The following is a 12,226-nucleotide window of genomic DNA, read 5'->3' as shown; positions in this document are numbered from 1 at the left end:
TGTTTTCAGGGGGCTGCAGTCAGCGGCGTACCGGATCGGAGGGGGGCTGCCGGCCGGCTTTCGGCCCTGCGCAAGACCTTACATCAGAGCGCTTGCATCGTTTCGGGCAAAGCCCTATACGCCGCGGGTGGCATTGGGATGCGACTCCCTGCCAATGACGTAGAAAAACCAAGAAACGCCGTGGCCGTCCCATCTCGCTTCGGGGGCGCGTCCGGCCAAGGAGAAGCGACATGAAACTGAATGAACTCCGCGACAACGAAGGCGCGGCGAAAAGAGCCAAACGCATCGGCCGCGGCCCGGGTTCGGGCAAGGGCAAGATGGGCGGCCGCGGGATCAAGGGTCAGAAATCCCGCTCGGGCGTGGCCATCAACGGCTACGAAGGCGGCCAGATGCCGCTTTACCAGCGTCTGCCCAAGCGTGGCTTCAACAAGCCCAACCGCAAGCAGTATGCCGTGGTCAATCTGGGCCTTGTCCAGAAATTCATCGATGCCGGCAAGATCGACGCGGGCCAGCCGATCACCGAGGACGTGCTGGTTGCCTCTGGCCTCGTCCGCCGCAAGCTGGACGGCGTGCGCATCCTCGCCAAGGGCGATCTGACCGCCAAGGTCACGCTTGACGTGACCGGCGCGTCGAAGTCCGCGATTGAGGCGGTCGAGAAGACCGGCGGATCCCTCAAGATCGCCGCACCGGCCGCAGCGACCGAATAAACGGTTGTGGGCGGCGCGCTTGCCGCTTACATCTCCGTCAAGTTTTCCCTAGCGCCGCCGAGCCGGAAAACGGTTTCGGCGGCGCTGTCCTTACAAGAGGCTCAGCATGGCATCTGCAGCAGAGCAAATGGCCGCAAACATGAGCTGGGGGGCCTTCGGCAAGGCCACCGAGCTGCGTCAGCGGATTCTCTTCACCCTCGGGCTTTTGATCATCTATCGCCTTGGCACCTATATTCCCGTGCCCGGGATCGACGGGGCCGAGTTGCGCGCCTTCATGGAGCAGGCTGCGGCCGGCCTTGGCGGTATCCTGTCGATGTTCACCGGCGGCGCGCTGGGGCGGATGGGGATCTTTGCACTTGGGATCATGCCGTATATCTCGGCCTCGATCATCGTGCAGCTTCTGACCGCCATGGTGCCGCAGCTTGAACAGCTGAAGAAAGAAGGCGAACAGGGCCGCAAGAAGATCAACCAGTACACCCGCTACGGCACCGTGGCACTGGCCACGTTCCAGGCCTACGGTCTGGCCGTCAGCCTTGAGGCCGGGGGGCTGGCCTCTGATCCCGGCTGGTTCTTCCGCGCCTCGACCGTCATCACCATTGTCGGTGGCACGATGTTCCTGATGTGGCTGGGCGAACAGATCACTGCGCGCGGCGTCGGCAACGGGATCTCGCTGATCATCTTCGTGGGCATCATCGCCGAGGTCCCTGCTGCGCTTGCATCGTTCCTGAGCCAGGGCCGGACGGGCGCCATTTCGCCCCTCGTCATCCTCGTGGTCTTCGTGATGGTCGTGGCGGTGATCGGCTTCGTGGTGTTCATGGAACGGGCCTTGCGAAAGATCCATATCCAGTATCCGCGACGGCAAGTGGGGATGAAGGTGTATGATGGCGGGTCGAGCCATCTGCCGGTGAAGGTGAACCCCGCCGGTGTGATCCCTGCGATCTTCGCCTCGTCGCTCCTGCTGCTGCCGACGACGATCTCGACCTTCTCGGGCAGCCAGACCGGACCGGTGATGTCGACGATCCTTGCCTATTTCGGGCCGGGACAGCCGCTCTACCTGCTGTTCTTCTCGTCGATGATCGTCTTCTTCACGTATTTCTACACGTTCAACGTCGCCTTCAAGGTCGATGACGTGGCCGAGAACCTGAAGAACCAGAACGGTTTCATCCCGGGCATCCGGCCGGGCAAGCGGACCGAGGAATACCTCGAATACGTGGTCAACCGCGTGCTGGTGCTGGGCTCGGCCTATCTGGCGCTGGTCTGCATGCTGCCGGAAATCATGCGCTCCCAGCTTCAGATCCCGTTCTACTTCGGCGGGACATCCGTGCTGATTGTCGTGTCGGTCACGATGGATACAATCCAGCAAATTCAGTCGCACCTGCTGGCTCACCAGTATGAAGGACTGATCGAAAAATCTCAGCTCAGGCGGAAGACCAAGAGCAAACGAAAAGGGACAGCTCGCCGATGAACATCATTCTTCTTGGCCCCCCGGGGGCTGGCAAGGGAACCCAGGCCAAAAAACTGGTGGACGAACGCGGCATGGTCCAGCTGTCGACCGGCGACATGCTGCGCGAGGCGCGCAGCTCTGGCACCGAGATGGGCAAGAAGGTGGCCGAAGTCATGGACCGCGGTGACCTTGTCACCGATGAGATCGTGATTGGCCTGATCGCCGAGAAGCTGGAGGCGGGCGCCGCCGGCGGGTTCATCTTCGACGGCTTCCCCCGCACGCTGGCACAGGCCGATGCGCTGGGCGAACTGCTGGACAAGATGGGCGCACCGCTGGACGTGGTGATCGAATTGAAGGTCGATGACGAGACGCTGGTGCAGCGCGTCGTCAACCGCGCCAAGGAGGCCGAGGCCGCGGGCCAGCCGGTTCGCGCCGATGACAATGCCGAGGCGATGAAGACCCGCCTGATGGCCTACTACAAGCAGACCTCGCCGCTGATCGGCTACTACCATGCCAAGGGCGACCTGCGGTCGGTTGACGGCATGGCGGCAATGGATCAGGTGGCGGCCAGCATCGCCGATATCCTGAACGGCTAAGCTGACGACGTCCGCCCGGGCCTGTTCCCGGGCGGGACGAAACCTTCCGTCAATCTGGACGCGCTAACCCGTTGGGCCAAGAGTGTGCCTGAGACGGAGCGTATGGTGCAGTTTGACGCGATAATCCGGAATATCGGCGCTTATACGAGCGACAGCATCCTGATCACCCGTGCGGCGGCGGCTGATCCAAGAAAGCGCGAGATCGTATGGTGCAATCAGGCCTTCACCAACCTGACCGGATATAGCCTGGACGACATCCGCGGCCTATGCCCCGACATCTTGTACGGAGAAGCGACCGAGCCGGCCGCGATTGAAAAGATCGAGGCAGCGGTTGAGGCGGCGATCCCCTGCAATATTCTGGTCGTTTACCACCGACGCGACGGCGACCCCTATCATGCAGATCTGACGCTCACCCCGGTGAAGGACCCTTCGGGCATGGTCAGTTATTGGGTGTCGACCCATTGGGATGTGACCGACCGGGTTCGGCGGGAAAACGACCTGGCCGAGCGGAATGCCGCGCTCAAGGCCTCGGAACTCAAGATGCAGGAAGAGCGGATCCAGTTGGCCGGTGTCGCCGCCGTCGCGGAATACGCGCAGGACATGATCACCATCACCGATACGGATTTCCGGATCCTTTGGGCCAACGACGCGTTCGTCGCGAAGACAGGGTTCCCCATGGCCGCGGTCCGCGGCGCGCTCCATTCCGACCTGCTGGCAAAGAAGAGCGAGCGCTACACGGCAGAGGAAATGGCCGCGAAGGCCATCGAGGACGGCGATTTCGAAGATGCCGAAGTGCATAACACCGCCCGGGACGGGACCGAGTACTGGACCCATCTGCGCGTAACCGTCCAGCGCGATCAGGATGGTTGGCCCACACGGTTCATCATGGTGGAACGCGACGTGACCGACGAACGGCGTCAACGTCTCGATCTGGAACGCTCGCGCCGCGAGATCAAGATCGCTGCTGTCCACGACCCCCTGACCGGCCTGCCCAACCGACGCGGTTTGGAGGAGGCATTGGCCCGCATGGCGCGCGAGGCCGAGACGATTGGCAAGGGCATCGGCCTGATGCATCTCGACCTCGACCATTTCAAGGAGATCAACGACACGCTGGGGCACGCGGCTGGCGATGCCGTGTTGCAGGCTGTGACCGACCGGCTACAGGCGATGCTGGGGCCGAACAGCTTTGCCGCGCGGATCGGCGGCGACGAATTCACCGTGGCCCTGATCCTGCGAAAAGATGGCACCTTTGTTGACGTCTTTGCCCACCGGCTGCTGACAAGCATTGGGCGGCCGGTGACCTTTGGCGCGGCGGAATGCCGGTTCGGTGTGTCGATCGGCTATGCTCTCCAGCGCGAGCCGCCCTTCGACCTATCGGAACTGATGGTTCAGGCCGATATCGCGCTCTATCGTGTCAAGGCAGAGGGGCGGAACGGCGTGCAGGCCTTTACCCCGGAACTGGCCGCGCAGACCCGTCGCAGAAAGGTTCTGTCGGACGAATTCAACATCGCACTCGAACATGGGCAATTCAAATGCTTCTACCAGCCGCAAATCTGTGCCGAGACCGGGTCTGTTGTCGGGGCCGAAGCCCTGGTGCGCTGGCAGCATCCGACCGAAGGCCTGATCGGACCGGACCAGTTTCTGGCGCTTACGCGCGAGTTGAACCTTGAAGCGCAGATGGATCGGCGGGTTCTCGAAACGGTCCTGGAAGATCGTGCGCGCCTGATCGCCGCGGGCTGCGTCCCGCCTCGGCTCTCTGTGAACGTCTCGTCGCGCCGGTTGCGTACGCCTGACCTGATCGACGAAATCGATGCGCTGGAAATCCCGAAGGACGCGTTGAGTTTCGAACTGGTGGAATCGACCTTTCTGGATGACAGCGACCAGCGCACGCTCTGGACGCTGGAGGCGCTGCGCGAGCGGGGGATTGGCATCGAGATCGACGATTTCGGAACGGGCCATGCCTCGATCATGGGGCTTGTGCGGGTGGCGCCCGACCGGCTCAAGACCGACCGCAGCTTGCTGGAACCCGCGGTCACCGACGATCGGCGACGGCGGCTGTTCCGGCTTATGGTCGAAATCGGGGACACGCTGGGCATTTCGGTGACCGCCGAGGGCGTCGAGACCGAAGAGCATGCGCGCCTGGCGCGGGAAGAGGGCTGTTCGGTGCTGCAGGGATTTCATTTCGCAGAACCTATGGCGATCGGTGGCTTGGTCGGTTATCTTTCGGCATCGGGAATGGCCGCCGGCGTCGCCTGAGTCACGCCCGGGCATTTTTATTGATCTTGCCCCAAAACGGGGCTTGACGCCCTTTCCGAATCTTCATACGCCTCGCACCTCTGCAATGGAATTTCTGTTGCGGGACAGCAATGCTGTTCTGCGGATCACCTGATCAACGCAGGCCTGCCGGCACATGCTCGCGGACCGATGTTGTGAAAAAAGGGCCTGGCACTACGGGCTCGCAACGAAAAGGATACTGAACTTGGCACGAATCGCTGGCGTCAACATCCCCACGGGGAAACGGGTGCCCATCGCACTCACCTATATTCATGGCATTGGCCCGGCTTCGGCCGAGCAGATTTGCGAGGCGGTCGGAATCGACCGGACTCGCCGCGTCAACGACCTCTCGGATGCCGAGGTGCTGGCGATCCGCGAACATATCGACGCAACCCTGACCGTCGAAGGCGACCTGCGCCGCGAAGTGCAGATGAACATCAAGCGCCTGATGGATCTGGGCTGCTATCGTGGCCTGCGTCATCGCCGCAACCTGCCCGTGCGCGGTCAGCGGACCCACACCAATGCGCGCACCCGCAAGGGCCCCGCCAAGCCCATCGCCGGCAAGAAGAAATAAGGGAGGGTACAAGATATGGCACGCGAAAAGACCACCCGTACCCGCCGCAAGGAACGCAAGAACATCGCCGCAGGCGTGGCGCATGTGAACTCGTCCTTCAACAACACCAAGATCCTGATCTCCGACGTGCAGGGCAACGCCATTTCGTGGTCGTCCGCCGGCACCATGGGGTTCAAGGGCTCGCGCAAGTCGACCCCTTATGCCGCGCAGATGGCCGCCGAAGATGCCGGACGCAAGGCGCAGGAACATGGCGTGAAGACCCTTGAGGTCGAGGTGCAGGGCCCCGGCTCTGGCCGTGAGAGCGCGTTGCGCGCCCTGGCCGCGATCGGTTTCAACATCACTTCGATTCGCGACGTGACGCCGATTGCCCATAACGGCTGCCGCCCGCCGAAACGCCGCCGGGTCTGAATTCTACAACATTCAGCTGGGCCGTGCTTTGCGCGCGGCCCAGCCATGTCGTTTTACCCTCGGGCGTCTGCCGCTTCGGACATGGGCGGTGGGCAGGAATTGAGGAGACATCCATGATCCACAAGAACTGGCAGGAACTGATCAAGCCCACGCAGCTTGATATCAAGCCGGGCAACGATCCCGCGCGTCAGGCCACCGTCATTGCCGAGCCGCTTGAACGGGGATTCGGCCTGACCCTCGGCAATGCGCTGCGTCGGGTTTTGATGAGCTCGCTTCAGGGGGCGGCGATCACCTCTGTCCAGATCGACAACGTCCTGCATGAATTCTCCTCGGTTGCCGGGGTGCGCGAAGACGTCACCGATATCGTGCTCAACCTCAAGGGCGTCGCATTGCGGATGGAGGTCGAGGGGCCGAAACGGTTGTCGGTCTCGGCCAAGGGGCCGGGCGTTGTGACCGCCGGCGATATCTCCGAAACCGCCGGGATCGAGGTTCTGAACCGCGACCACGTGATCTGCCATCTCGACGACGGGGCCGACCTGTTCATGGAACTGACCGTGAATACGGGCAAAGGCTATGTCGCCGCGGACAAGAACCGCCCCGAGGATTCGCCCATCGGCCTCATCCCGATCGACGCGATCTACTCGCCGATCAAGAAGGTTGCCTATGACGTGCAGCCGACGCGGGAAGGCCAGGTGCTCGACTACGACAAACTGACGATGAAGGTCGAAACCGACGGGTCGCTGACACCTGACGATGCGGTCGCCTTCGCGGCCCGTATCCTGCAGGATCAGTTGTCGATCTTCGTCAACTTCGAGGAACCGGAATCGGCCGGCCGCGAGGCAGAGGATGACGGGCTGGAATTCAACCCGCTGCTGCTGAAGAAGGTGGACGAGCTGGAGCTTTCCGTCCGGTCGGCCAACTGCCTGAAGAACGACAACATCGTCTATATCGGCGACCTGATCCAGAAGACCGAGGCGGAGATGCTGCGCACCCCGAACTTCGGCCGCAAGTCGCTGAACGAGATCAAGGAAGTGCTGTCCGGCATGGGGCTGCATCTCGGCATGGATGTCGAGGAATGGCCGCCGGAGAACATCGAGGATCTGGCCAAGAAGTTCGAGGACCAGTTCTAGGGCTCTGGCCCTATCCCGGGCCACAGCCCGGAACCCGCGCCAGATGGCGCAAGATAGGGTCTAGGCCCCGGACCGGTCCGGGGCGGGCCCCAAGGAGAGTCGGTGACACGCATCGCCGGCCAGACAAAGCAAAACCGCCCGTAGAGGGCAAAGATGGAGAAGACAGATGCGTCACGCTCGCGGCTATCGCCGCCTCAATCGCACGCATGAGCACCGCAAGGCCCTGTTCGCCAACATGGCCGGATCGCTCATCGAACATGAACAGATCAAGACGACGCTGCCCAAGGCCAAAGAGCTCAAGCGCATTGCCGACAAGCTGGTCACGCTGGCCAAGCGCGGCGACCTGCATGCCCGCCGCCAGGCGGCCTCGCGGCTGAAACAGGACGCCCATGTGGCCAAGCTGTTTGACGTTCTCGGCCCACGCTACGCCGAACGTCCCGGCGGCTATGTCCGGGTGCTGAAGGCCGGCTTCCGCTACGGTGACATGGCGCCGATGGCGATTGTTGAATTCGTCGATCGCGACCCCGATGCCAAGGGGGCCGCAGACCGTGCCCGCCTTGAGGCTGAAGAGACCCTGGAAGGCTGATTTCTAGCCCATCGGATGATTAAAAAAACGGCCCCGCTTTTGTGGCGGGGCCGTTTTCATTTCAGTGGGCACTGTGCCTGAAATGGCGCTATGCCCAGCCGCTCTCAGGCGTCATAAATGGGGCGCCGCTCGATGACCTTTTCCCCCTTGTCATCCAGCGAAACCGAAACGTCGTTCAGCATCCGTTCCACTTCCGCGTCCCCAATGGACGCTGAACCTATGAACTCAAGAATTTCTGCCCGAATGCCGGCAGGAAGTTGCATCACACGGTTGAACAGAGTTGGGTGTATTGCCCGCACTGGATACTCCTATAAACTACACTGTGCCGAGACCGACAGAGGCGTTCACCTCCTGCGTCTCAATTTAAGGTTGACGGCATTTGGATCAACTTGTCTAAAAAGGCATGTTCGAGAAGTCGGTGTTTGATAGAGAGTTGCGGGCCTTAGAGGCTTTGTCACCGATGGGGTACCATATCGGCCTCCATATCCGTGTCACCTCGCCGATAATGACCTTTCAGACATACGATCAAGAGTGGCTGAACCACTATACCGAACATGGGTATGTCCTGCGCGATCCGACGGTCGCATGGGGCTTTGCAACCACCGGAGCAACACGGTGGAGCAACCAAAAGATCCCGGACCCGTTCGGCATCTTCGCGGATGCCGCGCGATTCGGGCTCAAGTACGGCGCGACGATCTCCTGTGGGCCGATCACCTCCAGGACAATTGCCAGCGTGGCACGAGCAGATCGGGAATTCGAGGATTCCGAGATCGAAATGATCGAAGCCCTCGTGCGTCGTCTTCACGACATGACCGAGCCACCGCAAAAGCTTACCAAAGCTCAGGTCGAAGCGCTGCGATGCATTGCGGAGGGTGACCGGCATGCGGCAGCAGCTTGTAAGCTAGGCATATCGGAGAGCGCGCTGAAGGCCCGTCTCGCATCTGCGCGAGACCGACTGATGGCGCGCACGACGGCAGAAGCCATTCAGCGCGCAAAGGACTACAGACTGCTGTGACTGCAGTCGCCCCCCGCAAGGTTCACACTCAACGATATCCCTGCAGGAGGCTCAAATGCAGACCACAACTCTTTCTTTCGAGAATCTTCACAACTATGGAGAGCTTTTCGCAAACATGCTTCGCGCAAGACGCGAAACGTTCATCGGCCGCAACAAGTGGGACCTACCCGAGGCCCTGGGCATGGAATACGACCAGTACGACACCCCGGCAAGCCGCTGGGTCGTCGTGCATGACCAGGTTGGGCAGGTGTTGGCCGGGCTTCGGTTGACGCCTACGACCGCGCGGTGCGGGGTCTACAGCTACATGATACGGGACGCCCAACTGGGTCTTCTCGACACGATCCCGCGGGAGTTGCTTGACTGCGAAGCCCCCGTCTCCGAGACCGTCTGGGAAAGCTCGCGACTGTTCGTGACGCAGCGGGTGCCTCTCGCGCAGCGGCGCCCGATCTATTTCAACCTCGTCCAGGAGATCGCGCGCGCGGCCCGGACGCTGGGCGCGACCCAATGTCTCGCGTTGTTGAATGCCAACTGGCGCCACTGGCACCAGCGGGTCGGCATCGACATGGAGGCGTTGGGCCCGGTGATGCAGATCGACGGGTTGAACAATCAGGTCGTCGCGATGAACTTCGCCCCGAACCTGCACTGAGTTATCGAACCCCCCGCCCTTGTGGCGGGGGGCCGACGTTGCCTTTGAAATCAGGTCCCGCCGCCCATATACCGCTGTGCATGTCAAACAGCTGAAACGGGACCATGCGGCATTTCACAGTCTTCCTGTTCATGATTCTCACCGCCCTGCCGGTTGCGGCCCAGACGCAGGTGCCGCAAAGCCGGGGCGAGATCACGATGAGCTTTGCGCCGGTGGTCCGCCAGACCGCTCCGGCGGTGGTCAACATCTACGCCCAGCGGGTGGTGGCCGAAAAGACCACGCCGTTTGCGAATGACCCCTTCTTTTCCGAAATGTTCCGCAATTTCGGTCATGTACAGCCGCGCGTTCAGAACTCGCTCGGCTCCGGCGTGATCGTGTCGGAGGACGGATTGGTTGTGTCCAACTACCACGTGGTTGGTCAGGCGACGCAAATCCGCGTGGTTCTGAACGACCGGCGCGAGTTCGATGCTGCCGTCCTGCTTGCCGACGAAGAGGCCGATCTGGCCCTTCTGCGGTTGAAGGGGGCGAAGGACCTGCCCGCGCTGGCGTTCCGGGCGTCCGACACGGTGGAGGTCGGCGATCTGGTTCTGGCCATCGGCAATCCGTTCGGCATCGGTCAGACGGTCAGTTCGGGCATCGTCTCCGGGCTGGCCCGGTCGGGGCTCTCCATCGGCGGCGGACGGGGCCTGTTCATCCAGACCGATGCGGCCATCAATCCGGGCAATTCCGGGGGCGCGCTTGTCGACATGTCCGGGCGCCTTGTCGGGATCAACACCGCGATCCTGTCGCGTTCCGGAGGGTCGAACGGCATTGGTTTCGCGATCCCGGCCGATCTTGTTGCGCGGTTTGTCGAACAGGCCGAGCAAGGGGAAAAGCGGTTCCTGCGCCCATGGGCGGGGGTGTCGGCGCAGGCGGTCGATGCCGCCCTTGCCGAAGCATTGGGTCTCGACCTGCCCCGGGGCGTCGTTCTGGCCGAGCTGCACAGTGATAGCCCGTTCCGAAAGGCGGGCTTCGAGATCGGCGATGTCGTTCTGGAAATCGACGGTGAGCCCGTGAACACCCCTCAGGAACTGCTGTTCCGCCTGTCGGCCAAGGGGATCGGCGAAACGGTCAAGGTCGGCTATCTGCACAAGGGGCGTGAGCGGTCGGCGAAGGTCGCCTTGGTCGCCCCGCCAGAGACACCGCCCCGCGACCCGGTCAAGATTGGCGGCCGCAGCATTCTGGAAGGTCTGACGGTCGTCAACATCAACCCGGCCGTGGCGCAGGAGGTCGGGCTGTCAGCCGAGATGCCGGGGGTGCTTGTGACAGAGCCGGGCCGGGTGGGCAGCCGGGTCGGGCTAAAACCCGGCGATGTCCTGCTGCGGATCAATGACAAAGAGATCGACGATACTGCAGATGTTGCGAAGGCCGTTCGAGACGGCGGGCGGACATGGACCATCGAGTATCTGAGGAACGGCCGGCGCAGCGTCTTGCGCTTTCGCGTCTGATCCGTCTGACCTAGGCTGCGCAAATGGCAGACCTGTTCGATCAGACACCCGCCGACGCGCCGGCACTGGCCGGGCCCCGCCCGCTGGCCGATCGCCTGCGGCCAAGGGCATTGGCGGAGGTGATCGGGCAGGAGCATGTGCTGGGGCCAGAGGGGCCCCTGGGCGTCATGCTGGCGGCGGGCACGTTGTCATCGCTCATCTTTTGGGGGCCGCCGGGGGTGGGCAAGACCACCATCGCGCGGCTTCTGGCCGATGAGACCGATCTGAGCTTCGTTCAGATCAGCGCCATCTTCACCGGCGTGGCCGATCTGAAGAAGGTCTTCGAGGCCGCGAAACTGCGCCACGCCAACGGGCAGGGAACGCTTCTGTTCGTTGACGAGATTCACCGCTTCAACAAGGCGCAGCAGGACGGCTTCCTGCCATATATGGAAGACGGCACGATCCTTCTGGTCGGCGCCACAACCGAGAACCCGAGTTTCGAACTGAATGCCGCCCTGTTGTCGCGGGCGCAGGTGCTGGTGCTGGACCGGCTTGATCTTGTCCATCTGGAGCTTTTGGCCCAGCGGGCCGAGCATGAACTGGGCCGGGCGCTGCCCCTGACCGGCCCGGCGCGCGACACTCTGCTGGAAATGGCCGATGGCGACGGCCGGGCGCTGCTGAACCTGATCGAACAGGTCGCGGCGTGGAAAGTGGCCGGCGCCCTGTCCCCCGAGGATCTGTCACGCCGGTTGCAGAAACGGGCCGCGCATTACGACAAGTCGGGAGAGGCGCATTACAACCTGATTTCAGCCCTGCACAAATCGGTCCGTGGGTCCGACCCCGATGCCGCGCTTTACTGGCTGACGCGCATGCTGGAAGGGGGGGAGGATCCGCGCTTTCTTGCCCGTCGGATTACCCGGATGGCGGTCGAGGATATCGGGCTGGCCGACCCTCAGGCGCAGACGGTCTGTCTGGACGCGTGGCAGGTTTATGAACGGCTGGGCAGCCCGGAGGGAGAACTCGCCCTGGCGCAGGCGGTCCTGTACCTGTCGCTCGCCCCGAAATCGAATGCCGGGTACGCGGCCTACAAGAATGCCCGGTCGGCGGCGAAAAAGACCGGATCGGAACCGCCGCCCAAGCATATCCTGAATGCGCCGACCAAGCTGATGAAAGAACAGGGCTACGGTGCGGGATATGAATACGATCACGATGCCGAAGATGCCTTCTCGGGCCAGAACTACTTTCCCGAGAGGATGCGGCGCGGGGTCTATTACCTGCCCGTGGAGCGTGGTTTCGAACGGGAATTGAAGCGCCGGCTGGACTACTTCACCAAGCTGCGCGCCAAGCGGCAGGGCGGTTGACAAGCCGCGGCCGGGCGGC

At 62.5% G+C, this 12,226-nt stretch carries 13 protein-coding genes; 12 read left to right on the top strand and 1 reads right to left on the bottom strand.

The features are described from left to right. The first annotated feature begins 230 nt into the window (after positions 1 to 230). The 8 genes from rplO (at position 231) to rplQ (ending at position 7,719) form a co-directional block, all read left to right on the top strand. Positions 231 to 707: a 50S ribosomal protein L15 gene (rplO, locus tag RGUI_RS06135; RefSeq protein ID WP_081532241.1), complete on the top strand. Its 477-nt coding sequence runs from the start codon at positions 231 to 233 to the stop codon at positions 705 to 707. A 106-nt stretch (positions 708 to 813) separates the two neighbouring features. Next, the gene (secY, locus tag RGUI_RS06130; protein WP_081532240.1) at positions 814 to 2,172 is read left to right on the top strand and encodes a preprotein translocase subunit SecY; all 1,359 of its coding nucleotides are present in this window, start codon (positions 814 to 816) and stop codon (positions 2,170 to 2,172) included. Further along, entirely contained in the window at positions 2,169 to 2,747 is a 579-nt protein-coding gene (locus RGUI_RS06125) for an adenylate kinase (protein WP_081532239.1), read from the top strand. Before secY ends, RGUI_RS06125 begins: the two co-directional genes overlap by 4 nt. Positions 2,748 to 2,849: 102 nt before the next feature. Beyond that, entirely contained in the window at positions 2,850 to 5,003 is a 2,154-nt protein-coding gene (locus RGUI_RS06120; protein ID WP_081532238.1) for an EAL domain-containing protein, read from the top strand. Positions 5,004 to 5,226: 223 nt separating this feature from the next. Continuing rightward, the gene (gene rpsM, locus RGUI_RS06115; protein WP_081532237.1) at positions 5,227 to 5,595 is read left to right on the top strand and encodes a 30S ribosomal protein S13; all 369 of its coding nucleotides are present in this window, start codon (positions 5,227 to 5,229) and stop codon (positions 5,593 to 5,595) included. 15 nt (positions 5,596 to 5,610) lie between these two features. Continuing rightward, positions 5,611 to 6,003: a 30S ribosomal protein S11 gene (gene rpsK / locus RGUI_RS06110; RefSeq protein WP_081532236.1), complete on the top strand. Its 393-nt coding sequence runs from the start codon at positions 5,611 to 5,613 to the stop codon at positions 6,001 to 6,003. Between the two features lie 113 nt (positions 6,004 to 6,116). After that, a complete protein-coding gene (locus tag RGUI_RS06105; protein ID WP_081532235.1) occupies positions 6,117 to 7,133 on the top strand; it encodes a DNA-directed RNA polymerase subunit alpha in 1,017 nt (338 codons plus the stop codon). A 166-nt stretch (positions 7,134 to 7,299) separates the two neighbouring features. After that, entirely contained in the window at positions 7,300 to 7,719 is a 420-nt protein-coding gene (gene rplQ / locus RGUI_RS06100; RefSeq protein ID WP_081532234.1) for a 50S ribosomal protein L17, read from the top strand. A gap of 104 nt (positions 7,720 to 7,823) precedes the next feature. Here rplQ and RGUI_RS21125 read toward each other — a convergent pair whose 3' ends face one another. Then, positions 7,824 to 7,982, bottom strand: a complete 159-nt coding sequence (locus RGUI_RS21125) for a hypothetical protein (protein WP_156882884.1) — start codon at positions 7,980 to 7,982, stop codon at positions 7,824 to 7,826. Positions 7,983 to 8,122: 140 nt separating this feature from the next. Here RGUI_RS21125 and RGUI_RS06095 point away from each other — a divergent pair, with 140 nt between their 5' ends. The 4 genes from RGUI_RS06095 (at position 8,123) to RGUI_RS06080 (ending at position 12,207) form a co-directional block, all read left to right on the top strand. Beyond that, positions 8,123 to 8,734 (top strand): autoinducer binding domain-containing protein, encoded by a 612-nt coding sequence (locus RGUI_RS06095; protein ID WP_081532233.1) that lies wholly within the window; start codon positions 8,123 to 8,125, stop codon positions 8,732 to 8,734. Between the two features lie 55 nt (positions 8,735 to 8,789). Next, positions 8,790 to 9,380: an acyl-homoserine-lactone synthase gene (locus tag RGUI_RS06090; protein WP_081532232.1), complete on the top strand. Its 591-nt coding sequence runs from the start codon at positions 8,790 to 8,792 to the stop codon at positions 9,378 to 9,380. A gap of 104 nt (positions 9,381 to 9,484) precedes the next feature. Further along, complete coding sequence (locus RGUI_RS06085) at positions 9,485 to 10,867, top strand: Do family serine endopeptidase (RefSeq protein WP_081532231.1); 1,383 nt, start codon at positions 9,485 to 9,487, stop codon at positions 10,865 to 10,867. Between the two features lie 23 nt (positions 10,868 to 10,890). Next, a complete protein-coding gene (locus RGUI_RS06080) occupies positions 10,891 to 12,207 on the top strand; it encodes a replication-associated recombination protein A (RefSeq protein WP_081532230.1) in 1,317 nt (438 codons plus the stop codon). The last annotated feature ends 19 nt before the right edge of the window (positions 12,208 to 12,226 follow it).

This window comes from Rhodovulum sp. P5, assembly GCF_002079305.1.
Lineage (GTDB): Bacteria > Pseudomonadota > Alphaproteobacteria > Rhodobacterales > Rhodobacteraceae > Rhodovulum.
Note: the sequence above shows the minus strand (reverse complement) of the source record. Positions and strands in the feature narration are given on the sequence as shown.

What these genes read in the sequence shown, in the direction of transcription:
- rplO (WP_081532241.1), top strand. Translation starts at nt 231, where the DNA reads ATGAAACTGAATGAACTCCGCGACAACGAAGGCGCGGCGAAAAGAGCC.
- secY (WP_081532240.1), top strand. Translation starts at nt 814, where the DNA reads ATGGCATCTGCAGCAGAGCAAATGGCCGCAAACATGAGCTGGGGGGCC.
- RGUI_RS06125 (WP_081532239.1), top strand. Translation starts at nt 2,169, where the DNA reads ATGAACATCATTCTTCTTGGCCCCCCGGGGGCTGGCAAGGGAACCCAG.
- RGUI_RS06120 (WP_081532238.1), top strand. Translation starts at nt 2,850, where the DNA reads ATGGTGCAGTTTGACGCGATAATCCGGAATATCGGCGCTTATACGAGC.
- rpsK (WP_081532236.1), top strand. Translation starts at nt 5,611, where the DNA reads ATGGCACGCGAAAAGACCACCCGTACCCGCCGCAAGGAACGCAAGAAC.
- RGUI_RS06105 (WP_081532235.1), top strand. Translation starts at nt 6,117, where the DNA reads ATGATCCACAAGAACTGGCAGGAACTGATCAAGCCCACGCAGCTTGAT.
- rplQ (WP_081532234.1), top strand. Translation starts at nt 7,300, where the DNA reads ATGCGTCACGCTCGCGGCTATCGCCGCCTCAATCGCACGCATGAGCAC.
- RGUI_RS21125 (WP_156882884.1), bottom strand. Translation starts at nt 7,982, where the DNA reads ATGCAACTTCCTGCCGGCATTCGGGCAGAAATTCTTGAGTTCATAGGT.
- RGUI_RS06095 (WP_081532233.1), top strand. Translation starts at nt 8,123, where the DNA reads ATGTTCGAGAAGTCGGTGTTTGATAGAGAGTTGCGGGCCTTAGAGGCT.
- RGUI_RS06090 (WP_081532232.1), top strand. Translation starts at nt 8,790, where the DNA reads ATGCAGACCACAACTCTTTCTTTCGAGAATCTTCACAACTATGGAGAG.
- RGUI_RS06085 (WP_081532231.1), top strand. Translation starts at nt 9,485, where the DNA reads ATGCGGCATTTCACAGTCTTCCTGTTCATGATTCTCACCGCCCTGCCG.
- RGUI_RS06080 (WP_081532230.1), top strand. Translation starts at nt 10,891, where the DNA reads ATGGCAGACCTGTTCGATCAGACACCCGCCGACGCGCCGGCACTGGCC.